The sequence below is a fragment of the Modicisalibacter xianhensis genome (assembly GCF_900113605.1).
GTDB classification, from domain to species: Bacteria; Pseudomonadota; Gammaproteobacteria; order Pseudomonadales; family Halomonadaceae; genus Modicisalibacter; species Modicisalibacter xianhensis.
This window is the reverse complement of sequence record NZ_FOPY01000016.1, coordinates 50,407-74,665: the sequence shown is the minus strand read 5'-3', so window position 1 is coordinate 74,665 and position 24,259 is coordinate 50,407. Positions and strand designations below refer to the sequence as shown.

Genomic DNA, 24,259 nt, shown 5'->3' with positions numbered 1-24,259 from the left:
GCCTGGATGTCGCCCTTGCCGTCCTTCAGGCCGATCAGGTTGGGGCAGGCGTCGGCGAGCTGCTGGACCGCCTCGGCTTCCAGAATGCCGTTGCCACGGTTGTAGTAAATGACGTTGAGATCGGTGGCATCGCAGATCTGGCGTGCATAGGCCACCAGGCCCTCCTGCGGGCACTCGGTCAGGTATGGCGGCATCAGCAGGATGCCGTCGGCGCCGGCCTCCTCGGCGACCTGGGCGAAGGCCTTGCCGCTGCCCACGCTCAACCCGGCGCTGGCGATGACCGGCAGCTTGCCATCCACCGTCTCGACGGCCAGGGAAACGATGTCGCGGAACTCGTCCAGGGTCAGGTTGAAGAACTCGCCGGTGCCGCCGGCCACGAACACGGCGGAGATATCGTGGCTGATGAACCACTCGAGACGCTGGCGGTAGCTGTCGGGATCGAAATTACCGTTGGCGTCGAAATCGGTAATGGGGAACGAAAGCAGGCCATCACCCACCGCTTTCCTGACGTCGTCTCTGGTGAAATTCACAAAAAATTCCTTTTGCTCATGCGATGCGTAGCGAAACCAGTAACCGGTGCAATTATTCGCTTGCTTACCGTATGTCATACATCATACAAGTAAGAAAACTATAGGCAGTGCCGAGCTTCGGCAATACAACTTATGTCGTGATCGACTAAAGTCTAAATTGAAGAAGTAGGAAACCGCACGCCTGCCCGACCATGCCGAACAGACGATACGTTCGGGATCAGGTCAGTTCGGCAGGATGACGGAAGGCATGCAACCGGGCACAGCCAGCAGCCCAGACCTCGGCCTCCAGGGCGGCAATGGCTGCCGTGGGCATAGGAAAGCTGCTACGTGGATCGCCCTCGACGAGCCGTCCTGTAAGTTCTCCAACCAGCGGCATATGGCTGATCAAGAGCCAAGGCGACGCCATGGCATTTGCCTGCAACCAGTCGAGTACCGGCTCCACGGGATCGTCTGGCGTAATCAAGTTCAGCGTTTCTACCGATTTACCAAGATGATCGGCAACAATCGTTGCCGTCTGCTGGGCACGTACATAAGGGCTTGCGGCGATCTGCAAACGAGCAAGCAGAGCCCCGTCCAACGTTTCGGCCAGCCACGCTGTCATGCGGGCTACCTCCTGTCGCCCGGCCTCGGTGAGAGCACGCTGCGAATCGGGGTGCCCTGGCGCTGCCTGGCCGTGCCGCATGATCCAGAGTACTGAGCTCATGAGTTACCCTCCAGTCGCCGGGCGTGCTTGACGTCTTCGCGTGACAGAGTGAATTCGACGTCGCTACTCTGTTCGTTCTGCATCAGCAGCCTGGCCATGTCACGCGCCGGCACATCATTGAACAGCACCTGGTACAAGCCCTCGGCCAGTGGCATGTAAATCCCCGCCTCCCGCGACTTGGCGCACACCAGATGGACGGTATTGACCCCCTCGGCAACCTGCCCCAGGGCATCGACTGCCTCCTCGAGCGTACGTCCCTGCCCCATGGCATATCCGACCCGGTAATTGCGCGAGCGGTTGGAGGAGCAGGTCACGATCAGGTCGCCGACACCGGCCAGGCCGATGAAGGTCATCGGATTGGCACCCAGTGCCACGGCAAAGCGGCTCATCTCGGCCAGCGCGCGAGTCATCAGCATGCTGCGGGTATTCTCGCCCATGCCCAGCGCGGCCGCCATGCCGGCGGCAATGGCATAGATATTCTTCAACGCACCGCCGAGCTCGACCCCATACCGGTCATTACTGGCATAGACGCGGAAGTAGTCGCAACCCAGTGCCGTCTGGACGCGAGCCCGAGTCAGCGCATCATCGCTGGCAATGACTGTGGCAGTCAGTTGCTTTTCGGCGATTTCCGACGCCAGATTGGGGCCGGACAGTACGCCAATGTGGGAAAAGCCCGTTTCCTCTTCGAGGATCTGGCTCATCAGTTTGAAACCCTCTTCCTGGATCCCCTTGGTCGTACTGACCAGTATCTGGCGATCATGTAGCCAAGGACGGGCCTGACGCACGACAGTGCGAAACGCCTTGGAGGGAATCGCCACGAACACCAGTTCGGCTCCCTCAAGCACCGATGACATGTCATTCGAGGCCACCACGGCGGGATTGATGGCGAAGTCGGGAAGGTAGCGAGAATTACGATGGTTGCGATTGATCTCGTCGACCAATGCATCGTCTCGTAGCCATTGGCGTACCGTGGCACCGTTATCGGCAGCGATGCTGGCCAGCGCCGTACCGAAGCTTCCCCCGCCCAGCACGGCCACCTTGGGGCGATCCTCTGTCATGCTCGATCCCTAGATGAGTATGTTGAGAACATTGTAACGAAAAACGCCCCGCTTCGCGGGGCGTGTCTCTTCGGGCACAAGTGCCTTGGCTGTGCAAGCCTCAGTCGATCATCGGCACCAGGGCGTCGATACTGGACCTGGCATCCCCGTACAGCATGCGCGTGTTCTCCTTGAAGAACAACGGGTTCTCGATGCCGGAGTAGCCGGTACCTTGCCCACGCTTGCAGACGAACACCTGCTTGGCTTCCCACACCTTGAGCACCGGCATGCCGGAAATCGGGCTGTTGGGATCTTCCTGGGCAGCTGGATTCACGATGTCGTTGGAACCAATGACGATCACCACATCGGTCTCGGCAAAGTCATCGTTGATCTCGTCCATTTCCAGCACGATGTCGTAGGGCACCCTTGCCTCGGCCAGCAGTACGTTCATGTGCCCCGGTAGGCGTCCTGCTACCGGATGGATGCCGAAACGTACCGTCTTCCCGGCGGCACGCAGCTTGCGGGTCAGCTCGCTCACCGCGTTCTGCGCCTGGGCAACCGCCATGCCATAGCCCGGCACGATGATCACGCTGTCGGCATCATTCAGTGCGCTGGCCACACCGCCTGTATCGATGGCCACCTGCTCGCCTTCGATTTCCGCCGCAGGCCCCTTGCTGCCACCGAAACCACCAAGTATCACGTTGACGAAATTACGGTTCATCGCCTTGCACATGATGTACGAGAGGATGGCCCCCGACGAGCCCACCAGCGCCCCGGTCACGATCAGCAGGTCATTGGACAGCGTGAAGCCGATTGCCGCCGCGGCCCAACCGGAATAGCTGTTGAGCATCGAGACCACGACCGGCATGTCGGCACCGCCGATGCCCATGATCAGATGATAGCCAATGAAGAAGGCCAGCAGCGCCAGCAAAAGCAGTGTCCAGAAGCCTGCACCGTTCAGGTAAAGGATAGCCAGCAACAGCGACAGGATGGCTGCCCCTGCGTTTAGCCAGTGACCGCCCGGCAGTTGACGCGGCTTGCCATCGACCTTACCGGCAAGCTTGCCGAAGGCAATCACCGATCCGGTGAAGGTGACCGCACCGATGAAGACCCCCAGCACTACTTCGATCTGCAGGAAAGTCAGTTCGGCAGGCGTCTTCTCGGCCACCAGCGCAGCGAAGGCGGAAAAGCCATCGGTACCGCGCTCGGCCAGTTGCGCAGCCAGAACACGCCGCCGTTCGAGATCGGCATTGAAGCCGACGAACACGGCGGCCAGGCCGACAAAGGAATGCAACGCTGCCACCAGTTGAGGCATTTCGGTCATGTCGACTTTCTTGGCAAGGTAGGCACCGATGACCGCACCGATGATCATCATCGGCAGCATCCACCAGTAGCCCCCGATGCCCGGACCGAGCGCAGTGAAGAGCACCGCGATGGCCATGCCGACGATGCCGTACCAGACTGCTCGCTTGGCCTTTTCCTGATTACTCAGCCCACCCAGCGAGAGGATGAACAGTACACTTGCCGCAATCGCCGCGGCAGAAACGAACTCTTGGCCCAACATATCGTATCTCCGCGGTTCAGGACTTCTGGAACATGGCCAGCATCCGGCGTGTCACCAGGAAGCCGCCCACGATATTGATAGTAGCGATCAGCACCGAAAAACCGGCCAACAGACCGACAAGCCAACTTCCCGAACCGATCTGCAATATCGCGCCAAGCACGATGATGCCGGAAATGGCATTGGTCACCGCCATCAATGGGGTGTGCAGCGAATGGCTGACATTCCAGATCACCTGGAAGCCCACGAAGCAGGACAGCACGAACACGATGAAATGCTGCATGAACGATGCCGGAGCCACCAATCCGAGTAGCCACATCAGCACCCCGCCGGCCACCAGCAGTCCCACCTGCCGCTTGGTCTGAGACACGAAGGCGGCATGCTCGGCAGCCTTCTTTTCTTCCGGGGTCGGCTCCTTGGGCCGCTCCTTGGGCTTGGATGACCCGATGGCCTTCACCTTGGGCGGCGGCGGCGGGAAGGTGATCTCGCCCTCATGCGTTACCGTGGCGCCACGAATGACGTCATCTTCCATGTTGTGGACGATCTCGCCATCCTTTTCCGGCGTGAGATCGGTAAGCATGTGACGAATATTGGTGGAGTACAGTAGCGACGCTTGTGTCGCCATGCGTGACGGAAAGTCAGTATAGCCGACCACAACCACGCCGTTTTCAGTGACGATACGCTCGTCGGGCACGGTCAGGTCGCAGTTGCCACCCTTCTCTGAGGCAAGATCGACGATCACCGAACCGGGCTTCATGGCCTCGACCATGTCCTTGAGCCACAGCTTCGGCGCCGGCTTGCCGGGAATCAGCGCGGTCGTGATCACTATGTCGACATCCGGCGCCTGCTCGCGGAACAGCGCCAGTTGCTTCTCGCGGAACTCGGGGCTGGAGGGCTTGGCATAGCCGCCGCTCTCGGCGCCATCTGCACTATCCTCGAAATCGAGAAACAGGAACTCGGCACCCATCGACTCGATCTGCTCGGCCACCTCGGGGCGCACATCGAAGGCCCGCACCACGGCGCCCAGGCTGGCTGCCGTACCGATGGCCGCCAGCCCGGCGACGCCAGCCCCCACCACGAGCACCTTGGCCGGCGGCACCTTTCCCGCTGCGGTCACTTGCCCGGTGAAGAAGCGGCCAAACTGATTACCAGCCTCGATCACTGCCCGATAGCCAGCGATATTGGCCATGCTCGACAGGGCATCCATCTTCTGGGCACGAGAGATTCGCGGCACCATGTCCATGGCGACGACCTTGGCACCTTTAGCACGGCACTGCTCCAGCAATGCCTCGTTCTGTGCCGGCCAGAAGAAGGAAATCAGCGTCTGGCCCTGACGCAGCCATTCGACTTCCGCCTCTGTCGGCTCACGAACCTTGATCACGACGTCGACGGCATCCCACAGTGCTTGCGCGCCCTGGATGACAGTGACACCGGCTTCCTGGTAAACCTCGTCCTTGAACCCTGCCGCTTCACCGGCACCCGCCTCGATGAAGCACTCGTGGCCCAGCTTCTGAATATGCCGAGCGCTTTCCGGGGTAAGCGCAACGCGCGCTTCTCCCCGAGCTGTTTCCTTGGGTGCGCCGATCTTCACACCAACCCCCTTGCCTTTTGATGGTCGTAAGAGATATCGATCCCGCTATCTTGCGTCCTTATGGTTCTTTGCATACTACCGTTCCTTGGTTTCATCAATCATGGCGCAAAACATCCCTCTACGCCGTGAAAGACGATATGCATGTTCCTTGAAGCAATAAAAAATGGCTTTTTATAAAATGCAGAAAACTGACAAGACATGCAACAAAAAACCTTTATATACAGCAACTTATGGAAACCATAACAATACCCTTATGGTTGCCCATGTCACTAAATTACTGTTTTTATGAGAGTTTTACCGTTTACCTTACCTACCGAATGGCTTATGAAAACCATAAGTAAAACGTTATTTCATATATCTCGCGTAGTTGATGTGTTTACGCGGGACACAACATGCAAGTTGCATGAGGATGGGACATGTCGGGAGCAATAAAAAACCGCTTCCGAAGAAGCGGCTCAACCTTCGCGTTGGCGGGAATATCACACCGCCTTGTCGGAGCGGTGACTCAGAATCAATGAGTTATTGGTACGCAACAGAGATAACAGGACATCTTGATAGTCGTGGCGCGTTGCATAGCCTTCCAGTGCGCCGATCAGCGCTTCGGCGGTAACGGGCCGCTGTTGGGCGACCAGGCGCGCGCGTCGTTCACGCAGCTGTGCATATGCCTCATGCGTATTGAGGTTATGCAGGTAGGTCCGCACGGCGTCACGCACGGTGTCGAACGCACTGTACTGCCGACCGCTGCCGGCCTGGGCGAGACCGCAACCATCCTTGAAGCAGCGCAGACCGAACAGGTTATTGCCTTGGCGAGCGAAGCGTGAAGTCCCCCAGCCTGACTCCTCAATGGCCTGAATGATCACCATGGACAGCGGCACGGTGTTCACACGGTCGAGAAGCGCCTGTGTGATACGCTGGTCGCGACAGGTCAGGTCATATTCCTGGCATAGCGTCGCCAGGCGCTGCCGCTCCTTGCCGGACCGTGCGCCCCCGCCGGCCTTCACGGTTTCCAGCCATTCACGCTGCGCAGCGATGCGCGCATTTTCGGCTTCGACCAAGGGGACCAGCAGTTTCAGGAACACCTGCTTGCGAACGGGGCCGGCCGGGTAGTCCCGCAAGTCGGGCAGTTCGCTGACAGGGTCCAAATCGCTCCGGTAAAGAGCCTGCTGAGTTATCGTTTCGGCTCTCGTTTCCCATGTCGACTCGGCTTGAGCCGTCATGGGAAAGGGAGCAACGCCGACACCGAGACACGCCGTTACTGCCAGGATTGCCGTGACTCGAAGCCGTCTCCTGGGACGACATCGACGCATGGGTAGGACTCCGTAAGTGAGGAACCTGGAGTCTACCAAGGGAATGCCTAAACACCGAGCATTTTTTGCGGCAACGCAAAACGCACCGGCCGGCCTCAGGGGCCGGCCGGGTTAGCGTCGACTCACGAACGGGTTACGCTACGCACCTCATGCTGTCAGCAAGGCATTGAGTCGCTTGACGTAGGCTGCCGGGTCGTTGAGGTGGCCACCTTCGGCAATGATGGCCTGATCGAGCAGGATACGCGCCAGATCACCGAAACGTTCGCCCTCGGCAGTTTCGAGACGGGCCACAAGGGCGTGCTCGGGGTTGAGTTCGAGAATCGGCTTGACCTCGGGGACCGGCTGTCCGGCAGCTTCCATGATGCGACGCATCTGGAACCCCATCTCGTGCTCGGAAAGCACCACGCAGGCCGGTGAGTCGGTCAGGCGATGCGTCACCCGCACTTCCTGCACCTCGTCACTGAGCGCTTCCTTGACGCGCTTGATCAAGTCTTCCTTGGCCTTGGCGGTTTCCTCCTGGGCCTGCTTCTCTTCCTCGCCCTCGATATCACCCAGGTCCAGGTCACCCTTGGCCACATCGGCAAACGACTTGCCGTCGTACTCGGAGAGGTGGCTCATCAGCCACTCGTCGATGCGATCGTGCAGCAGCAACACCTCGACGCCCTTCTTGCGGAAAATCTCGAGATGCGGGCTGTGCTTGGCCGCATTGAAGCTGTCGGCAACGATGTAGTAGATCTTCTGCTGGCCTTCCTTCATGCGTGATACGTAATCGGCCAGTGACTGATCCTGAGTCGTACTGTCGGTATGGGTCGAGGAGAAGCGCAGCAGCTCGGCGATCTTGTCGCGGTTGGCATAATCTTCCGCCGGGCCTTCCTTGAGCACCGAACCGAAGGTGTTCCAGAAGGTCTGGTAACCCTCCTTGTCCTTGGCGAGTTTCTTGAGCATGTCGAGGGCCCGCTTGGTCAATGCCGACTTCATCTTGTCGACCTGCGGGTCCTTCTGCAGTAGCTCGCGAGAGACGTTGAGCGACAGGTCCTTGGTATCGACCACGCCCTTGACGAAACGCAGGTACAACGGCAGGAACTGCTCGGCGTCATCCATGATGAACACGCGCTGCACATACAGGCGCACCCCGCGCGCGCCATCGCGTTCGTAGAGGTCGAACGGCGCACGACCGGGCACGTAGAGCAAACTGGTGTACTCGAGCTTGCCCTCGACCTTGTTGTGACTCCAGGTCAGCGGGTCGCTGAAGTCATGGGCGATATGCTTGTAGAACGCCTTGTACTCATCATCACTGACCTCGGACTTGGGGCGTACCCACAATGCCTGGGCCTCATTGACGGTTTCCCATGTCGTGACCTCGCTGCCCTCGATCTCGTTGCCATCATCGTCCTTGGCCGTCTCGGTCTTGGGCATGCGCACCGGAACATCGATATGGTCGGAGTACTTGCGCACCAGGTTACGCAGCCGGAAGTCGTCGGCGTACTCCTTGGCGTCATCCTTGAGATGCAGGATGATTTCGGTGCCGCGCTCGGGCTTGTCGATATCGGCGATGGTGAACTCGCCTTCGCCCTTGGAGCGCCATTCCACACCTTCCTCGGCGTCGGCTCGACGGGTACGCACGGTAACTTCATCGGCAACGATGAAGCCGGAGTAGAAGCCTACCCCGAACTGACCGATCAGCTTGGCGTCCTTCTGCTGCTCCCCGGAGAGCTGCTTGAGGAACTCGGCAGTACCACTCTTGGCAATGGTACCCAGGTTGCGGATTACCTCATCGCGATTCATGCCAATGCCGTTGTCTCGTACCGTGACGGTACCGGCCTTGGCATCGTGCTCGATCTCGATGCGCAGATCGCTATCGTTGCCATACAGCGCATCGTTATCCAACGCCTCGTAGCGCAGCTTGTCGCAGGCATCGGCGGCGTTGGAAATCAATTCGCGAAGAAAGATCTCCCGGTTGGAATACAGGGAGTGAATCATCAAGTGAAGCAGCTGCTTGACTTCGGTCTGGAAGCCCAGCGTTTCTTCATGGGTGGCAGTGGTCATTTGGCAAGCCCCTCATGGTGTTGACAAGCGTTCGTCATCGATATGGGGATTGCCTGAAGCATTTCAAGCGCTTGCCGATATCAACTTCAACGCGGCGCGTCCGGCGGGTTGTCGATATCGATGCCCTTCCAGCGACGATAGTCGCTCAGTGCGGTATCCACCCGCGCCAATAGCCAGCCGACGATGACGATATCATCGACGACACCGATCAGCACGAGCATTTCAGGGATCAGGTCGATCGGCGAGATCAGATACAGCAGCGCCAGGGCCATCCAACCGAATGCCGGCCAGGGCGCGGGACGGTAACGTCCACTGAAGACATCGGCGCACATCGGCAGGAACAGGCGCAGCGCCCTCGCAATGCGCGACAGGGCGCCAGCGCGATGCTTGAGCCGGGACAACTTGAACAAGGGCATTGCGTATTTCTCCGCATCGTCGAGGAAATGGCCGTGTCGCGGCCAGACGACACTACTCAAGAGTGGCCGTATCAGAGAGGATGGTGCACATCGCATCCGTGGGGCAAGTACGAGGAGAGCCGTCCATGAAACCCCGAACCCCAAAGCGGGCCATGGCCTTGTTGGCCGCCCTGCTCATCAGCCTGCCCGCCGTTGCCGACGTGGCCTCCGACCGCGCCATGCGCGAGGCCTTGGAAGCGGCCCGCAATCGTGACTGGAGCCGAATCGACGACGCGGCTATCAACGATCACGTCCTGGCCGGTTATGTGGAATATCACCGGCTGCGCAGCCAGTTGCCCCACGTGGCGCCAAGCGTCGTCAACAGCTTTCTCCAGCGCCACGCCGACTCGCCGCTGAGCGACTGGATGCGTGGCGTAGCCCAGGTCAGCTATGGCGATGCCGGGCGCCACGATGCCCTGCTGGCCGTGAGCGACGGCGTGCCGCGTGGCACGATCCGCCAGTGCCACTACTACACGGCGCTGCTCGATCGCGACCCGGCGGCAGCCGCCGAGGGCGGTCTCGAATTGTGGCTGACCGGGCGCTCCCAACCCAGTGAATGCGATGCCCTGTTCGATACCCTGCTCAGCCGTGGCGCCATCGATGCGCAGGCCATCTGGCAGCGCATGATGCTGGCCTGGGAAAACGGCGAAGATGGGCTAATGAACTACCTGGCAAGAAAGCTGCCGGGCTCGTGGAGCGATGCCCAGCAGGCATTGGACCGGGTGAAAGGCGATTATGCCGCGGTAACGCGCATACCGGTCAATCTCGGTCATCAGGGTCAGGCCAGCGCCGCGCTGTTCACTGCAGCCATGCACAACTTCACCCGAGCCGATACCGAAGCCGCCCTGGAAGCCTGGCGCAAGATTGGCCCGCATCTGCCACTTAGCGAGACGCAGCGACACGTTGTCGAGCATGACCTGGCCTTCTATTCGATGGTCCGCGAGGTCAGCAATAACCAGGGCTGGGTCGATGACGTGCTGCCACGCCTGGCGGAGGGTGACCTGCTCGAATTGCGGGTGCGTCGTGCGCTGGCCGAGCGCAACTGGAACGAGGTCGTCCACTGGGTGCACCAGATGCCCGACGACCCGCGCCAGGATGCGCGTTGGCAATACTGGCTGGGACGCGCGCTGGAGCAACTGGGCGACGAACAGACGGCACGCAAGGCCTATGCCGCTGCAGCGGACGATCGCAGTTTCTTCGGATTTGCGGCGGCCGACAAGCTCGGCCAACCCTACGCCCTCAACATGGCCCAGGCCACCTTCAACGACGCCTACCGGCGTGAAGTCGCCAACTGGCCTGTCGTGCAGCGTGCCGAGGCACTCCAGCGCATCGGCGAGCCGGGCCTGGCGCGCAGCGAATGGTACGCCGCCATAGAGCGTGCCACTGAAGAAGAAGCCAGAGCCCTGGCCGACTACGCACAGCAGCGGGGATGGTATGCCACCTTAGTCCAGACGACCATTGCGGCCGATCAGTGGGACGCCTTGGCCTGGCGTTTCCCCAACGCCTATCAGGACAGTTTCCAACGCTGGGGCAATGCCAACGGTGTCGACCCGTTCCTGCTCATGGGGATTGCGCGTCGCGAGAGTGCCTTCAACAACGAAGCGGTTTCTCCCGTCGGTGCTCGCGGCCTGATGCAGCTCATGCCCGGCACGGCTGCACATGTCAGCGGCCAGTTGGGTATCGACACGCCCAGCATGAACGAGCTGTTCGAACCCGAGACCAACATTCGCCTGGGTAGTCATTACATCAGCCGCATGCTGGATCGCTACAGTGGCAACCGGCTCGCGGCCACGGCAGCCTACAATGCCGGACCGGGCCGGGTGGACCGCTGGCTGAGAGACGCCCCGCAGGAATTCGACCTGTTCGTGGAAAGCATTCCCTTCAGGGAGACACGCGATTATGTGCAAGCGGTACTGGCCTATCAGGTGATTTTCGCCAGCCTGGCCCAGAACGGCAGCACGCAAGGCATCGCCATGCTCTCCCCCGCCGAACGCCAAGGGAGCTACGATATCTCGCTGCTGGCGCGCAACTGACCCTTTGCTCTCCTGAAACGACCGCACTCCAGGGTGCGGTCGTTCTCATGGGCGTTGCTGCAACGCCAGCTTGACGCCAAAGGCCACCAATACCGCTCCCGTCACGCCATCCAGCGTCCGCGATACGCTTCGCCTGGCCAGCCAGTGCCCCGCCTTGCCGACCATCAGTACGATCGCTATCTGCCAGACGTTGGCAATGACGAAGTGCACCGACGCCAACCACAGCGACTTGACCAGTGCCGGATCGCCGGGCGCAATGAACTGGGGCAGGAAGGCCATATAGAATACAATCGTCTTAGGGTTGAGCACGTTGGACAGGAACCCTTCACGTGCCGGCAACCACAGCGAGACATGACGACGCGCCGTGCCAACCTCCGCTACGGGGAGCGGGTTGCCCCGCCGCGCACTCAGCAGGCTCTGCAACCCCAACCACACCAGATAAGCCGCTCCCAGTAGCTTGAGCACACTGAAAGCCCAGGCCGACTGCAACAGGATCAGCGAGATGCCCAACGCCGACACCGCGGCATGCACGAACAACCCGAAGCAGATGGCCAGGCTGGTCACGATGCCATCGCGTACGCCACCCCGAGCGGTATTTCGGATCACTAGCAGGGTATCCACGCCAGGCGTCATGCTCAGCAACGTAATGGCCAGTACAAAAGGAAGGAATTGGGCATCGATCAACATGGAACTCTCGATTCAGGTTAGCGGCTTCAGCGACTGAAGATATCGCGACGCGAGTGTTTCATGGAAATCTGGTCGTTGAGGGACCAGAAATCATACAGCACACCGATCAGGAACAGCCCCCCGGTGAGTAGATACAGCAGGCCTGTCAGCCACTTGCCCATGTACATGCGGTGAATGCCGAATACCCCCAGGAACGTCAGCAGTACCCAGGCCACGGTGTAATTGGTAGGCCCGGATTGGTACCGAAGGTCAGCCTGGCGGTCCATGCTCGGTATCAGGAACAGATCGATCAGCCAACCGATGAGGAACAGGCCGAACGTGAAGAACCAGATCGTGCCGGTGACCGGCTTGCCATAGTAGAAGCGGTGAGCGCCGGTAAACCCGAATATCCACAGCAGATAGCCGACGGCCTTGCTGTGCGTGTCATTGGAAGCCAACTGAACCATCTTCCCTCCCAGTCTCAATTCAAGAATATCTCGCCATCATGGCGTAACCCGGTTAAATGACGCCAAGCTCGCGCAAACGTTCCTTGAGGTAGGTATCGGCTGTGTGGCGTTCAGACAGCACGACCTCGGGGCGCGGATGAAGGAATAGCGGTAATGAAAGCCTCGAATGTAGTCGTGCCTCGCCCCGGGGGTTGGTCACGCGATGCGTCGTCGATGGAAAGTAGCCTCGCGATGCTTCCTGCAGCATGTCGCCGACATTGATGACCAACTGGCCGGGATCGCAGGGCACTGCGTGCCAGGTCCCGTCACCGCCGCGTACCTCCAGGCCTGGCTCATTGGCGGCCGGCAGCACTGTCAGCAGGTTGATGTCCTCGTGGGCCGCAGCACGTACCGCACCAGGCTGCTCGTCACCGCTGAGCGGCGGATAATGCAGGACACGCAACAGCGTTTGCTGGCTGTCCTCGATCATTCGCGATAGTGGCTCACTATAGTGCAATGCGATGTCGGCCGGCGTCTGCGACTCGACCCACCCGAGCAGGGTCGAGGCAACCTCGTTAGCCCGCCGATAGTAATCGAGGATATCGTCGCGCAGCGAATCGGGAATTCGCCCCCACGGATAGACGTGGTAGTACTCCTTGAGGTCCTTGACGGAGTGCCCCTTGGCGGTTTCCGACACGTCAGGAGGAAAGTAGCCATCCTGGCGCCCCTGGTCGTAACGCCAGCGGTGCTTTTCTTCGCTGGTGAAGAAAGCCAGCCAATTCCGATAGATCGAGCTCACCAGGTCAGCGGGTATCGGGTGATTGCGCAGTACACCGAATCCAGTCTCCCTGAGAGACTGGACAAAGCGCTCGGCAGCGTCAGGCTGGGTGTAATCGACGTTCTGGACGTTCATGCGATTTCCATCTATGGTGCTTGTGCGGGGCATCGTAACGTGTAATCCACGCACAACGTAGGTTGATGTGGTAACGGGAAACGATGCAGCAACCGCTGCGTTGGTTAGCAAGCAGAATAGCGTCAGTTGTTATCGATTCCCTCGAGAAGACCAGTGCGCATTCCCTTCCCTTGTCTTACCAACGCACTACGGGCCCATGGTAAGGCTAGCGCCTCTCCGGCCCAGCACCATTATTAGTTAGTTAAGGAAATCGACACATGGCAACTGGCACCGTCAAGTGGTTCAACGACACTAAGGGCTACGGCTTCATCTCTCCGGACGACGGTGGTGATGACCTCTTCGCCCACTTCTCCGAGATTCAGGCTGACGGCTTCAAGACCCTGCAGGACGGCCAGAAGGTCTCCTTCGAGGTGACTCAGGGTAAGAAAGGCCTTCAGGCCGCCAATATCAAGGTCGTCAGCTAAGCGCTTGGCGAGACTTGACGGCAACGGCATCCAAAGGCTGCCCGTTGTGGAAAGGCCCGCTTCGGCGGGCCTTTTGTGCATTGACCAGGTGTTTCGATCCTCTGCATGAGTTAAATAATGCTTGACGATACTGTGAGAAAGGCGCATCCTCACTCTCGTTGGTTTGTAGGCAGAATGACGTCAGTTGTGATCGATTCCCTTCGACATCCTCGTGCGCGTTTCTCTGGCATATAAGCCTCGCACCGACGACTGCCGGGCAAAACAAATCCCAGCAGTCTCATCAACACCTCAGTAACATCAAGGAAATCGACAATGGCAACTGGCACTGTCAAGTGGTTCAACGATACCAAAGGTTTCGGCTTCATTTCTCCGGACGACGGTGGTGACGACCTGTTCGCCCACTTCTCTGAAATTCAAGCTGACGGCTTCAAGTCCCTGCAGGATGGCCAGAAGGTCTCCTTCGAAGTCACTCAGGGCAAGAAAGGCCTTCAGGCTTCCAAGATTCAGGCTATCTAATCGATCACATGCCTCATGCATGTGGCTCGAGGCACGACATGAGCGTGCCAGCCTGACCAAGTGCCCTTACCGGCGCTTGCAAAAACCCCACCTAACGGTGGGGTTTTTCGTTTCTGTCTACTCACCCGGTCATGCTTTCCTTGCGCTCCAGCCCTACCAGGTCTTCATAGGCATGCCATGTGGCATGACCGAGCACGGGCAATATGACGGCCAAGCCGATATAGAACGTCATCATGCCGACCACTGTGCACCCTGTCAGTATCGCCGCCCACAGCAACATGGGGCGGAAGTTGCGGGCTATGCTCTTGACGCTGGCCTCGATGCCTTCCATGAACGTCAAGTCGCGATCCAGCAAGGTGGGAATGGCGATCACGCTAATAGAGAATGCACCGAAAGCGAGTACCGCACCGATGGCCGTTCCCACTGCCAGCATGCCCAGGCCTTCTGCTGTCGTGAACAGGGCTACATAGAGCGTTTCCGGGCTCGGGATGTAGTAGCCGAAGAACAACGCAAACAGTAGCGTCGCCGTCCGGATCCAGGCCATGAAGAAGATCATCATCATTACGCCCATCATGGCCAGTTGCCCGGTATGGGACGTCCAGGCACCAAATGCGTCCCACCAGGTAGGCCGGCGCCCTTCACCAAGGCTTCGGCTGATTCCGTAGGAACCCACAGCCACCAGCGGCCCCAGGAACATGAACCCGGCGATCATGGGCAATAACCAATGCCAGAGGCCAAGCGCAAAAGCGCCTATCGTAACGGCCATACTGAGCCCGACCCAGAACAGGCCATACGCCAAGCTGACTGACATGGCAGCCCGGAAATCGCTGATCCCTGCGCTCAGCCATTGACGTGGTCGCTGGATATCGACCCTTCGAATGACGAGCTGGGCATCGGCTCGAGAGAGTGGGACGTTCTTGTTGGTTGCGGCTTTCATGGCGTGACCCCCTACCGAGGCGTAGCGGCGGTTGGACACGGGGCGTGACACCCCAGTGCATTACGCGGTAGTGCGACGGGCAGGTCCGGGCGGGAAGGATGGGAGGCTCTCAGGAAGGAATGCCCGGCCCCTGCCCCTTTCTTTCAATGTAGTCGACGCGACGCAAGGATACCGAACCGATCAAGCCATTATCGTGGCTAGAACGACAACGCCCGGCAGCAGCCGGGCGTTGTCACCATGGAGTCAGCGTCGTCAGCGAACCACCATGACCGAAATACCCGCATGGCGCACGACATGTTCGGCGTTCGGTCCGACAAGAAAATCGGCGAGTTCATGCCGATTGTGCGATGCCATGACGATCAAGTCTGCCCGTACCGATTTTGCCGTGCGGATGATCCCCTCATAAGGCGACCCTTCGACAATGTGGCATTGCACCTCAGTGTCACCGGGCACATGCTCGTCGACGAACTTGCGCTGGGCCTCGGAGAGCTTCTTGCGTGCCTTCTCACTGAAATCCGCCGGAAAGAAACTACCCACCAGCGGCATCCGGTAATCCGGCAGCACGGTCACCACATGCAACTTGGCGTTGAAGGTCTGGCAAAGCGCCAACGCTGTAGGCAGCGCCTTTTCCCAGGACTCGCCATGGTTCAAGTCGATGGGCAGGACGATGTTCTCGTACATGATCTCCCCTCCTCAGGCAGGCGCCGCCGCGGCATTCTTGCGTCGGCGCTGCTGCAGCAGAACCACCAGGGCGAATACTGCCAGCCCCGGAATCCACATCCACTCCTTGGACCAACGCTCGACCGGCGCCCTGACGGAAACGATCTCCTGGTCGAACTCGAAGCCCAGTTCCTCGGCCTGACTGCCGAAGGTCGTCATGTCGACCAGCGTACGCCCATCCTCTTCCATCAATTGCAGTCCGAGGTTATCCATGCGCTCGGCTCCCGTCTCGCCATCAGGCACCGGCACCAGGACCACGAAACTGGTCGGGTTGCCGTAGGCATCGAGCCCCTCGATACGTACCCGCAGATTGCTTCCCTCATCGACATTGCCCATTGCCTGCTCGAACTGCGAAGGCGCCACGTCACGGTACGGGTCGTGGATCATGTCCATCCAGAAGCCGGGACGGAACAGGGTGAACGCTACCAGCAACAATAGCAGGCTCTCGTACCAGCGGTTGCGTGTCAGCATGAACCCCTGCGTGGCAGCGGCAAAGATCAGCATGGCGATCGTGGCAATGATGAAGATCACGAAGCCCTGCAGAGGCGTGACCCCGATCAGCAGCAGGTCGGTATTGAAGATGAACAGAAACGGTAGTGCTGCCGTACGCAGGCTGTAGTAGAACGCCTGGAAGCCGGTACGGATCGGATCCCCGCCCGAGACGGCTGCGGCCGCGAACGACGCCAGGCCAACCGGCGGAGTGACATCGGCCATGATGCCGAAATAGAACACGAACAGATGCACGGCAATCAGCGGCACGATCAGGCCATTCTGCTGACCCAGCGACACGATGACCGGCGCCAGCAACGCCGAGACGACGATATAGTTGGCCGTCGTCGGCAGCCCCATACCCAGGATCAGGCTGAGTACCGCCGTCAACAGGAGCATGAGCAGTAGATTGCCCATCGACAGGGTCTCGACCAGATCGGCCAGGACCAGCCCGACCCCGGTCTGTGCGACGGCGCCCACGATAATGCCTGCTGCAGCCGTGGCGATGCCGATGCCGATCATGTTGCGGGCCCCGGCAATCAGCCCCTCCCAGAGATCGATGAAACCGTGCTTGATGTCCGACCCCATGTTGCTACGTCCCCGGAACATCGCGATCAGCGGGCGCTGGGTAAGCATGATGATAATCATCAGTACCGTAGCCCAGAATGCCGACAGGCCGGGCGACAAGCGTTCGACCATCAGGCACCACACCAGCACGATCACCGGCAGGATGTAATGCAGCCCGACCATGACCGTCGGCTTGGTCTGAGGCATCTTGACGTTGGCATCGTTAGGGTCGTCCTCTTCGAGTTCGGGATAGTTCGCCCCGACCTTGAGCAGCCCGACATAGACGATAGCCAGCAGTATCCCCACGACCCAGGGAGTGGCTTCTCCAAGTACCGGCTTGAGCCATCCGAGGCCGTAATAGACGATGAAAGATAGCGCCATCAGCGCAATCAGTCCGGTCAGAAAGCCGATGACCTTGCGCAGGAACGGCTTGGGCGGATTGCTGCTTTCCAAGCCTTGCATACCGGCCTTGAGCGCTTCCAGATGAACGATATAAATCAAGGCGATATAGGAAATCAGTGCTGGCAGGAAAGCATGCTTGATGACCTCGACATAGGAAATGCCGACATATTCCACCATCAGGAACGCCGCAGCGCCCATCACCGGCGGCATGATCTGGCCATTGACCGACGAGGCCACTTCCACGGCACCGGCCTTCTCGGCAGAAAACCCGACCCGCTTCATCATCGGAATGGTAAAGGTGCCGGTAGTTACGGTATTGGCAATGGAAGAGCCCGAAATCAGGCCGGTCATGCCCGAGGCCACCACGGCCGCCTTGGCCGGCCCGCCGCGATAGTGCCCGAGCAGCGAAAATGCGACCTTGATGAAATAGTTGCCGGCCCCGGCCTTGTCGAGCAAGGCACCAAACAGCACGAACAGGAAGACGAAACTCGTCGACACCCCCAAGGCGATCCCGAATACGCCCTGGGTAGTCAGCCACTGGTGATTTGCCAGCGCTTCGAAACTCACCCCGCGATGCGCCAGCATGCCTGGCATGTAGGGGCCGGCCAGCGAGTAGACCAGAAAGACAATCGCCACGATCATCAGCGGCGGCCCCAAAGCGCGCCGCGTCGCCTCGAGCAACAGCACGAGACCGACCACGGCGACGATCACGTCCTGGAGAATCGGTGCGCCAGGGCGCTGTGCCAGCTGGTCGTAGAAGATATAGAGATAAGCGCCGGTAAATGCCGCAACCAGCGCCATGGCCCAGTCAGTGACGGGCACCCGGTCGCGCGGTGAGCGCTTGAACGCCGGGTAGGCCATGTAGGCGAGAAACAGAGCGAAGGCCAGGTGTATCGACCGCGATTCGGTAGCGCTGAAGACCCCGAAGCCGAAAATGAACGGAAGCGGCGAGGCAATCCATAGCTGGAACAACGACCAGGCAGCCGCCGTTCCCAGCAGAATCTTGTTGGGAACGCCGCCCAACTTTCGCGAACCGGTATCACTGGCGGCGACCAGTTCTTCCAGTTCGTTCGATGACGCCGAGGCGTCCTTGTTGTTTTCAGCCATACTCGTGACCTGCTACAGACTGATCGGAAAAAGGCGGTATGAACTGACGGGGTAACGTCGCACTACCGCCGGTGGGCTGCATAACCGAAAGATGCGCGGAAGCTCATCAGCTCCGCGCATCCTCACGGTCAGTACTCGATGGTCCCCGTCAGGAGATCATTCGATCCAGCCTTGCTCTTTATAATAACGTGCCGCGCCTTCATGCAGCGGGGCCGTCAGGCCGTTGCTGATCATCTCCTCGGGCTTGAGGTTGGCAAAGGCCGGGTGCAGGCGCTTGAAGCGGTCGAAGTTCTCGAAGACCGACTTGACGGTAGCATAGACCACGTCGGCATCCGTATTCTCGTCGGTGACCACGGTCGCCATCACGCCGAAGGTGTTGACGTCATCGGGGTTGCCCTTGTACAGGCCACCGGGAATGGTTACTGTCGAATAGTACGGGTACTTCTCGACCAGTTGATCGACGGCTTCCCCTTCGAGCGGAACCAGCTTGGCATCGACGGTAGTGGTCGCTTCCTGGATAGAGCCATTGGGGTGGCCAACCACATAGACCATGGCGTCGATGTTGTTGTCAGCCAAGGCTGCGGCCTGCTCGGCAGCGGTCAACTCGGAAGCCAGCGAATAGACATCCGTCGTCCAGCCCTTGGCATCCATCAGCACTTCCATGGTGGCACGCTGACCGGAACCCGGGTTGCCGATATTGACACGCTTGCCCTGGAGATCATCCAGTTCATCGATACCGGCATCGGCGCGCGCCAGCACGGTGAGCGGTTCGCCATGCATGGAAAAGACCGAACGCAATTCCTTGAACGGCTGTTCGAAATTGCCTTCGCCATTGTAGGCGCGGTAAGCCACGTCGGACTGCACCACCCCCATATCCAGTTCGTTGGACTTGATGCCGTTGATGTTGGCAACGGAGCCGCCCGTCGAAGGCGCGTTGCACTTGATGTTCTGCTCTTCGCTGCGGTTGACCATACGGCACATGGACTGGCCGACAACGTAATAAACGCCCGTCTGGCCACCGGTACCGATGGTGATGAACTGCTCCTGCGCCATGACTGGCGTGGACAGTGTCGCAGCACCCAGCATGGCGCCGGACAGCATGGCAGCTGCGGAAAGGGAGTGGCGTTTCATGCAAAAATTCCTCTTCATGAGTTGTTTTTACGAATATCGACGATGGTCGATGGCTTTGCCTTGGAATGGCTGGCTCGACGCAGGTCAACCTGCCGATCGACATTGCTATCCCTGCACTATCAAGATACGCATTGCCATGCAGGGCTGCAAAAGCAATCGCTAACATGCTGCGAACGCCAACCGACAACGCAAGCCGATACGAACAAGGCTAGTGCATCGCTCGCGTTTACAGTGCGTTAATCTAACAGCATCGTTACATTGCAAACAGGTTTTTCGTTACGCCACGTAAAGCTAGGCAAATTTGCTTCGTGAAAATTGGCTGGCCCAAGTTTCTACTGTGAGGAAAAATGGTCGTTTACCTCCAGTAGATTAGCGCATCGTTCCCGAGCCACCTACGCTGAGGTAGTTGCCAAGCCCTCGAAAGGAGACGTCATGAGCGCACAGCCGACCATCGAATGCGTTCAGGGGGATATCGCCCAGCAACCGGACATGGATGCCGTGGTCAATGCCGCCAATGCCGACCTGACCATAGGCGGCGGTGTGGCCGGCGCGCTGCATCGCGCCGCCGGCCCCGGCCTGGAAGAGGAGTGCCGTCCCATGGCACCGATCCGCCCCGGACAGGCTGTCATCAGTGGAGCCCACAACCTGCCCAACCGGCATGTCATTCATTGCCTTGGGCCAGTCTATGGCGTCGACGAACCTGCCGACGAGCTGCTTGCAAGCTGCTACCGTGAAGCGTTACGCCTGGCCGAGGACAAAGGCCTGTCCTCGATTGCCTTCCCCTCGCTGTCCACTGGCGCTTTCGGCTATCCCATGCCCGAAGCCACTCGAATCGCTCTCGACACCGTCATCCAGGCCAGCCGAGGCAGCCACTCGCTGCGCCACATCCGCTTCGTCCTGTTCAGCGAGGAAGCCGTGCGCGTCCATCAGGAAATCCTTGGCTCACTTCAGGAGCCTTGACCGGCCTTTGCGCCAGATGTCCAGATTGCCCTTACAGGTTGTAACCGAGAACACGCGGTAGCCACAGGGCGATTTCCGGAAACAGTGCCACCAACAGCAGTGCTCCCCCCATGGCAACCACGAACAGCAGCGCCCAGCCCATGGTCTGCTCCAGGCGGATCCGAGCCACCTCGGTGGTTACCATCAGATTGACCGCCACTGGCGGCGTGAACTGACCGATGGCGATGTTCATGGCCAACAGGATGCCGAACCACACCGGGTTCCAGCCGAAGTGCTGCATGACCGGCACCAGAATCGGCATCAGTATCAAGTAGATTGAAATGGCGTCCAGCAGCATGCCGGCCAATAGAACAGCGAGCATGATCAGCACCAGCAGCACCGCGCCATTGTCGGACAGCCCAATCAGCCACTCCGCCATGTGGCGGAACGTTCCCAGCATGGTCCCGGCCCAGGCAAAGATGCCGGCCAAGGCGATGATCAACATGACCACGCCGGAAACTACCGCTGCCTCGCCGAACAGGTGCCACAGTTCGCGCCAGTCCAGTTCACGGGTAATGACCAGCCCCACTACGACGCCATAGGCGACGGCAGCCACGGCCGCCTCGGTGGGCGTAAACAACCCGCTGCGCAACCCGCCGAGGATGATGACTGGCGCGAACAATGCCGGTAATGCCTGGCGAAAACTCTCGCCCAACGGGGGGCGCTCGACGGTTGCAGGAGCCTCCCAGCCGTGGCGACGCGCCAACCAGAATGCAGGCACCAACAGCGACAGGCCGGCCAGGATGCCGGGGAACAGACCAGCGGCAAACAAGGCCCGCAGATCGACACCGGGCACCACGATGGAGTACAGAATCAAGGCCACCGACGGCGGAATGAGGATTGCCGTGGAGGCCGAGGCGGCGATCAGCGTGGCCGAGAACGGTCGCGGGTAGCCGGCACGGGTCATGCTCGGCAGCATGACCATGGCCACGGCAGCGGCATCCGCCGGCCCCGACCCGCTCATTCCCCCCATGATCATGCACACCAGCACGGCCACCAGCGCCAACCCGCCATGGCGCGGCCCGATCAACGCCTGGGCGAAACGCACCAGACGCGCCGCCACACCTGCGCGCTCGAAGATCAGGCCGGTGAGAATGAACAGCGGAATCGCAATCAAGGGATACTTGGCGATGCTGTTGTAGGTATTGGTTCCCAGAGTGGCAAGCATGGCCGGCGACAGGCCGGTAACAATGCCTACGGCCCCCGACAGGCCCAGCGCCAGCGCCACCGGCAGACCAGCGATCAGCAGGGCGACGAAGCTGAGGATCATCCACAGATCAGGACTCATCGTCGGAGAGCCTCCCACGCAGGCGATCCCAGCTTTGCTGTGTCAGTCGCAACAGCATCAGGCCAGCCAGGACCGGCAGCCAGACGATATACCACCATTGCGGGACACCCAGGCCTGGTGACTGGGTTTCCCAGCGATACTCCTCGATGGCCAGCTTGGCCCCGAACCATACGACCAGCCCCAGAACGGTCGCTCCTGACAGCCACTGGAACACGATCAGTGCGCGCCGCGGCCCACTGGGTAACGCCCGTTCAAGCAGGCCGATGCGAATGTGACCGTTACGGCGCATTGCCACGGCGGCACCGGCAAAAGTGAGGACCACCAGCAGAAACACCGAGATTTCCTCGGTGAAGGCAAAGGAGGCGTCCGTGACATAACGCACAATGACGTTGCCCAGGCTGATGAGCGCGATGACGACAAGAGCCAGGGTCGCCAGCACCCGCTCCAACCGAGCATCCGGTTTCGAATTCATGGCAAGGCATCTCGAACCGGGAGCGCTACCGGCTCAGCGTCTGCCGGCAACGTCTCCCGTTAAAAAGTGGTGACAGGTTAGAGGATTAGCGGCTCTCGACTGCCTGCTTTGCTGCCTCGACCAGCGCCTGGCCGATTTCCGGCGTCCAGGTCTCATAGACGCTCTGTGTGGCGTCGATGAACGCTTGGCGCTGCGCCTCGTCGAGTTCGATGACCTCGACGCCACGCGACTTGATGGCCTCCAGCCGCTCGTCCTTCTGGGCGCGGGACATCTCGATTTCCCACTGGCCGGCGTCGATTGCCGCCTGGCGCAACAGCTCGCGATCCTCTTCTGGCAATTGCTGCCAGACACGCTGATTGACGGCGAAGATCAGCGGGTCGTTCATGTAGTGCCACAGTGTGAGGTACTTCTGACCCACCTGGTCGATACGCGCCACGTCGAAGACCGACAAGGGGTTTTCCTGGCCATCGACAGCGCCGGTCGTCAGCGCCGGCTTGGCGTCGGCCCAGCTCATCTGGGTGGGGTTGGCCCCCAGTGCAGTGAAGGTATCCTGAAACAACGGCGAACCGACTACGCGAATCTTGAGCCCATCGAGATCATCCGGTGAATCGATGGGCAGTTTGGAGTTGGATAGCTCACGGAAGCCGTTCTCACCCCAGGCCAACGGCATGACGCCACGCGACTCGATGGCATCGAAGACCATCTCGCCGGCCTGCCCCCCGGTAATGGCATCGACGGCTTCGGTATCGGGCATCAGGAAAGGCAGCGAGAACAGGTTGAGTTCAGGAACCTGCGGCGACCAGTTGATGGTCGAGCCGACGGCCATATCGATCAGGCCCTGACGCATCGCCGAAAATTCCCGCGTCTGATCGCCACTGACCAATTGCGAGTTGGGATAGACCCGCAGGGTAATGCGTCCGTCCGAGCGCTCCTCCACCAGTTCGGCCCATTTCTCGGCAGCCTGTCCCCAAGGAAAATCGGCCGAAAGCACAGTGGAAACGGAATATTCGCGTGCCTGGACGCTCATGGCCACGCAGAACAGAGCAGCACCCGCCAGGGTGGCGGAAAGCGAGGGAAAGCGGCGTGTCAGCATGTCGTGTTCCTTGCATACAGCCGGCCGGGGACGCCGGCAGGCATCGTTATCGGTATTGTCGAGGGACGAACGAGGTCGCCCCGGTCGCTTGCAAGGTCCTTCGGATACAAAGACCGTGGGTGGCCGGCTTGTGGCGCAACCTGAACGGGCGTACGGGATAGGCGCAACGGCCCCGTCCAACCGCCATTGTAAGGGCCATCACGCTGAAAGAAAGAGGGTTTTGGGCGAAGGTCGTGTGTCAGGGCAAGTCGACACGGTCCCCTACCTGAATGTCATGTGCCTCGAAGAAGCCGGCATTGACCTCCAGGGCGTAGCGGAAAGGCACGCCCGCCTGATAGGTAGGACACCGGGCGTTCACGTCATTGCCGCATGGCGCCATGCTGTCAATCGCCCGGATTTTGCCATCGGCCCCGATGAAGGCAATATCCAGGGGAATGCGCGTACGATGCATCCAGAAGCCCGTAGAGGGCGATTGCTGCTGCTGGTAGACGAATAGCATGCCGGCATCGCTTGCCAGCCGATCACGCTCCATCAGGCCGAAGGCTCGCTCCTTCGCGGTACGTGCGACTTCCACGTTCAGCCGATAGGAACGCTCGCCAGTGTCGATGGTTAGCGCCCCTTCCTCCATGGCCTCGGCCGGCATCACCGCACCCAGTGTCAATCCGGACAGAAGTAGCACTCGCCTCGCCAGCGTCTTGAAATTTTCCATGCCATTCCCTTGCTTACGCATCGCCTGCCGGCGACCGGGGTCGCCAGGCTGCATACCCAACCTCTATACTGTCGCCC

At 60.0% G+C, this 24,259-nt stretch carries 23 protein-coding genes; 4 read left to right on the top strand and 19 right to left on the bottom strand.

Features of this window, described 5'->3' with window-relative positions; genetic code table 11:
• The 8 genes from BM194_RS17380 to BM194_RS17345 all read right to left on the bottom strand — a co-directional run.
• Positions 1 to 530 (bottom strand): dihydrodipicolinate synthase family protein (locus BM194_RS17380; protein WP_177223457.1); only part of this gene is annotated, 530 nt, incomplete at its 3' end.
• A gap of 217 nt (positions 531 to 747) precedes the next feature.
• Complete coding sequence (gene sixA / locus BM194_RS17375) at positions 748 to 1,233, bottom strand: phosphohistidine phosphatase SixA (protein ID WP_092849442.1); 486 nt, start codon at positions 1,231 to 1,233, stop codon at positions 748 to 750.
• Positions 1,230 to 2,291 carry an NAD(P)H-dependent glycerol-3-phosphate dehydrogenase gene (locus BM194_RS17370; RefSeq protein WP_092849439.1) on the bottom strand — a complete coding sequence of 354 codons (1,062 nt, stop codon included), beginning with the start codon at positions 2,289 to 2,291 and terminating at the stop codon, positions 1,230 to 1,232. Before BM194_RS17370 ends, sixA begins: the two co-directional genes overlap by 4 nt.
• A gap of 100 nt (positions 2,292 to 2,391) precedes the next feature.
• A complete protein-coding gene (locus tag BM194_RS17365) occupies positions 2,392 to 3,834 on the bottom strand; it encodes an NAD(P)(+) transhydrogenase (Re/Si-specific) subunit beta (RefSeq protein ID WP_092849436.1) in 1,443 nt (480 codons plus the stop codon).
• 16 nt (positions 3,835 to 3,850) lie between these two features.
• A complete protein-coding gene (locus BM194_RS17360; protein WP_092849433.1) occupies positions 3,851 to 5,422 on the bottom strand; it encodes a Re/Si-specific NAD(P)(+) transhydrogenase subunit alpha in 1,572 nt (523 codons plus the stop codon).
• Positions 5,423 to 5,901: 479 nt separating this feature from the next.
• Positions 5,902 to 6,639, bottom strand: a complete 738-nt coding sequence (locus BM194_RS17355) for a protein bax (RefSeq protein ID WP_092849430.1) — start codon at positions 6,637 to 6,639, stop codon at positions 5,902 to 5,904.
• Between the two features lie 237 nt (positions 6,640 to 6,876).
• On the bottom strand, positions 6,877 to 8,775 hold the full coding sequence (gene htpG / locus BM194_RS17350; RefSeq protein WP_092849427.1) for a molecular chaperone HtpG: 1,899 nt from the start codon (positions 8,773 to 8,775) through the stop codon (positions 6,877 to 6,879).
• An 86-nt stretch (positions 8,776 to 8,861) separates the two neighbouring features.
• Complete coding sequence (locus tag BM194_RS17345; protein WP_092849424.1) at positions 8,862 to 9,191, bottom strand: YkvA family protein; 330 nt, start codon at positions 9,189 to 9,191, stop codon at positions 8,862 to 8,864.
• A 125-nt stretch (positions 9,192 to 9,316) separates the two neighbouring features.
• On the opposite strand from BM194_RS17345, the gene BM194_RS17340 reads away from it, so the two are divergent.
• Positions 9,317 to 11,263, top strand: a complete 1,947-nt coding sequence (locus BM194_RS17340) for a transglycosylase SLT domain-containing protein (RefSeq protein ID WP_244891000.1) — start codon at positions 9,317 to 9,319, stop codon at positions 11,261 to 11,263.
• 45 nt (positions 11,264 to 11,308) lie between these two features.
• Here the strand turns inward: BM194_RS17340 and BM194_RS17335 are convergent, their stop codons facing one another.
• From BM194_RS17335 to BM194_RS17325, 3 genes are read right to left on the bottom strand one after another with little or no spacing between them, the layout of a single operon-like run.
• On the bottom strand, positions 11,309 to 11,950 hold the full coding sequence (locus BM194_RS17335) for a LysE family translocator (protein ID WP_092849421.1): 642 nt from the start codon (positions 11,948 to 11,950) through the stop codon (positions 11,309 to 11,311).
• A 26-nt stretch (positions 11,951 to 11,976) separates the two neighbouring features.
• The gene (locus tag BM194_RS17330) at positions 11,977 to 12,396 is read right to left on the bottom strand and encodes an NINE protein (RefSeq protein WP_092849418.1); all 420 of its coding nucleotides are present in this window, start codon (positions 12,394 to 12,396) and stop codon (positions 11,977 to 11,979) included.
• Positions 12,397 to 12,448: 52 nt separating this feature from the next.
• Positions 12,449 to 13,288: an isopenicillin N synthase family dioxygenase gene (locus BM194_RS17325; RefSeq protein ID WP_092849415.1), complete on the bottom strand. Its 840-nt coding sequence runs from the start codon at positions 13,286 to 13,288 to the stop codon at positions 12,449 to 12,451.
• Between the two features lie 257 nt (positions 13,289 to 13,545).
• Here BM194_RS17325 and BM194_RS17320 point away from each other — a divergent pair, with 257 nt between their 5' ends.
• Entirely contained in the window at positions 13,546 to 13,752 is a 207-nt protein-coding gene (locus tag BM194_RS17320) for a cold-shock protein (RefSeq protein ID WP_092849412.1), read from the top strand.
• 312 nt (positions 13,753 to 14,064) lie between these two features.
• Positions 14,065 to 14,268, top strand: coding sequence for a cold-shock protein (locus tag BM194_RS17315; RefSeq protein ID WP_092849409.1), 204 nt, complete (start codon positions 14,065 to 14,067; stop codon positions 14,266 to 14,268).
• A 121-nt stretch (positions 14,269 to 14,389) separates the two neighbouring features.
• Here the strand turns inward: BM194_RS17315 and BM194_RS17310 are convergent, their stop codons facing one another.
• The 4 genes from BM194_RS17310 to BM194_RS17295 all read right to left on the bottom strand — a co-directional run bounded on the left by BM194_RS17310 (position 14,390) and on the right by BM194_RS17295 (position 19,621).
• The gene (locus tag BM194_RS17310; RefSeq protein WP_092849406.1) at positions 14,390 to 15,205 is read right to left on the bottom strand and encodes a DUF2189 domain-containing protein; all 816 of its coding nucleotides are present in this window, start codon (positions 15,203 to 15,205) and stop codon (positions 14,390 to 14,392) included.
• 252 nt (positions 15,206 to 15,457) lie between these two features.
• Positions 15,458 to 15,886: a universal stress protein gene (locus BM194_RS17305; RefSeq protein ID WP_092849404.1), complete on the bottom strand. Its 429-nt coding sequence runs from the start codon at positions 15,884 to 15,886 to the stop codon at positions 15,458 to 15,460.
• A gap of 12 nt (positions 15,887 to 15,898) precedes the next feature.
• A complete protein-coding gene (locus BM194_RS17300; RefSeq protein WP_092849401.1) occupies positions 15,899 to 18,490 on the bottom strand; it encodes a TRAP transporter permease in 2,592 nt (863 codons plus the stop codon).
• Positions 18,491 to 18,646: 156 nt separating this feature from the next.
• The gene (locus BM194_RS17295; RefSeq protein WP_092849398.1) at positions 18,647 to 19,621 is read right to left on the bottom strand and encodes a TAXI family TRAP transporter solute-binding subunit; all 975 of its coding nucleotides are present in this window, start codon (positions 19,619 to 19,621) and stop codon (positions 18,647 to 18,649) included.
• A gap of 432 nt (positions 19,622 to 20,053) precedes the next feature.
• On the opposite strand from BM194_RS17295, the gene BM194_RS17290 reads away from it, so the two are divergent.
• Positions 20,054 to 20,581, top strand: coding sequence for a macro domain-containing protein (locus BM194_RS17290; protein WP_092849395.1), 528 nt, complete (start codon positions 20,054 to 20,056; stop codon positions 20,579 to 20,581).
• 31 nt (positions 20,582 to 20,612) lie between these two features.
• Here the strand turns inward: BM194_RS17290 and BM194_RS17285 are convergent, their stop codons facing one another.
• From BM194_RS17285 to BM194_RS17270, 4 genes are all read right to left on the bottom strand, one after another.
• Positions 20,613 to 21,908, bottom strand: coding sequence for a TRAP transporter large permease (locus BM194_RS17285; protein ID WP_092849392.1), 1,296 nt, complete (start codon positions 21,906 to 21,908; stop codon positions 20,613 to 20,615).
• Complete coding sequence (locus BM194_RS17280; protein WP_092849389.1) at positions 21,898 to 22,380, bottom strand: TRAP transporter small permease; 483 nt, start codon at positions 22,378 to 22,380, stop codon at positions 21,898 to 21,900. The genes BM194_RS17285 and BM194_RS17280 overlap by 11 nt, the downstream gene beginning before the upstream one ends.
• A gap of 85 nt (positions 22,381 to 22,465) precedes the next feature.
• Entirely contained in the window at positions 22,466 to 23,473 is a 1,008-nt protein-coding gene (locus tag BM194_RS17275; RefSeq protein ID WP_092849386.1) for a DctP family TRAP transporter solute-binding subunit, read from the bottom strand.
• Positions 23,474 to 23,711: 238 nt separating this feature from the next.
• On the bottom strand, positions 23,712 to 24,182 hold the full coding sequence (locus BM194_RS17270; protein ID WP_092849448.1) for a DUF192 domain-containing protein: 471 nt from the start codon (positions 24,180 to 24,182) through the stop codon (positions 23,712 to 23,714).
• Positions 24,183 to 24,259: the final 77 nt, after the last annotated feature.

Coding starts and splice junctions, on each gene's coding strand:
- BM194_RS17365 (WP_092849436.1), bottom strand. CDS start 3,834: ATGTTGGGCCAAGAGTTCGTTTCTGCCGCGGCGATTGCGGCAAGTGTA.
- BM194_RS17370 (WP_092849439.1), bottom strand. CDS start 2,291: ATGACAGAGGATCGCCCCAAGGTGGCCGTGCTGGGCGGGGGAAGCTTC.
- BM194_RS17300 (WP_092849401.1), bottom strand. CDS start 18,490: ATGGCTGAAAACAACAAGGACGCCTCGGCGTCATCGAACGAACTGGAA.
- BM194_RS17345 (WP_092849424.1), bottom strand. CDS start 9,191: ATGCCCTTGTTCAAGTTGTCCCGGCTCAAGCATCGCGCTGGCGCCCTG.
- BM194_RS17295 (WP_092849398.1), bottom strand. CDS start 19,621: ATGAAACGCCACTCCCTTTCCGCAGCTGCCATGCTGTCCGGCGCCATG.
- BM194_RS17355 (WP_092849430.1), bottom strand. CDS start 6,639: ATGACGGCTCAAGCCGAGTCGACATGGGAAACGAGAGCCGAAACGATA.
- BM194_RS17305 (WP_092849404.1), bottom strand. CDS start 15,886: ATGTACGAGAACATCGTCCTGCCCATCGACTTGAACCATGGCGAGTCC.
- sixA (WP_092849442.1), bottom strand. CDS start 1,233: ATGAGCTCAGTACTCTGGATCATGCGGCACGGCCAGGCAGCGCCAGGG.
- htpG (WP_092849427.1), bottom strand. CDS start 8,775: ATGACCACTGCCACCCATGAAGAAACGCTGGGCTTCCAGACCGAAGTC.
- BM194_RS17275 (WP_092849386.1), bottom strand. CDS start 23,473: ATGCTGACACGCCGCTTTCCCTCGCTTTCCGCCACCCTGGCGGGTGCT.
- BM194_RS17290 (WP_092849395.1), top strand. CDS start 20,054: ATGAGCGCACAGCCGACCATCGAATGCGTTCAGGGGGATATCGCCCAG.
- BM194_RS17340 (WP_244891000.1), top strand. CDS start 9,317: ATGAAACCCCGAACCCCAAAGCGGGCCATGGCCTTGTTGGCCGCCCTG.
- BM194_RS17335 (WP_092849421.1), bottom strand. CDS start 11,950: ATGTTGATCGATGCCCAATTCCTTCCTTTTGTACTGGCCATTACGTTG.
- BM194_RS17270 (WP_092849448.1), bottom strand. CDS start 24,182: ATGGAAAATTTCAAGACGCTGGCGAGGCGAGTGCTACTTCTGTCCGGA.
- BM194_RS17285 (WP_092849392.1), bottom strand. CDS start 21,908: ATGAGTCCTGATCTGTGGATGATCCTCAGCTTCGTCGCCCTGCTGATC.
- BM194_RS17330 (WP_092849418.1), bottom strand. CDS start 12,396: ATGGTTCAGTTGGCTTCCAATGACACGCACAGCAAGGCCGTCGGCTAT.
- BM194_RS17315 (WP_092849409.1), top strand. CDS start 14,065: ATGGCAACTGGCACTGTCAAGTGGTTCAACGATACCAAAGGTTTCGGC.
- BM194_RS17310 (WP_092849406.1), bottom strand. CDS start 15,205: ATGAAAGCCGCAACCAACAAGAACGTCCCACTCTCTCGAGCCGATGCC.
- BM194_RS17280 (WP_092849389.1), bottom strand. CDS start 22,380: ATGAATTCGAAACCGGATGCTCGGTTGGAGCGGGTGCTGGCGACCCTG.
- BM194_RS17320 (WP_092849412.1), top strand. CDS start 13,546: ATGGCAACTGGCACCGTCAAGTGGTTCAACGACACTAAGGGCTACGGC.
- BM194_RS17325 (WP_092849415.1), bottom strand. CDS start 13,288: ATGAACGTCCAGAACGTCGATTACACCCAGCCTGACGCTGCCGAGCGC.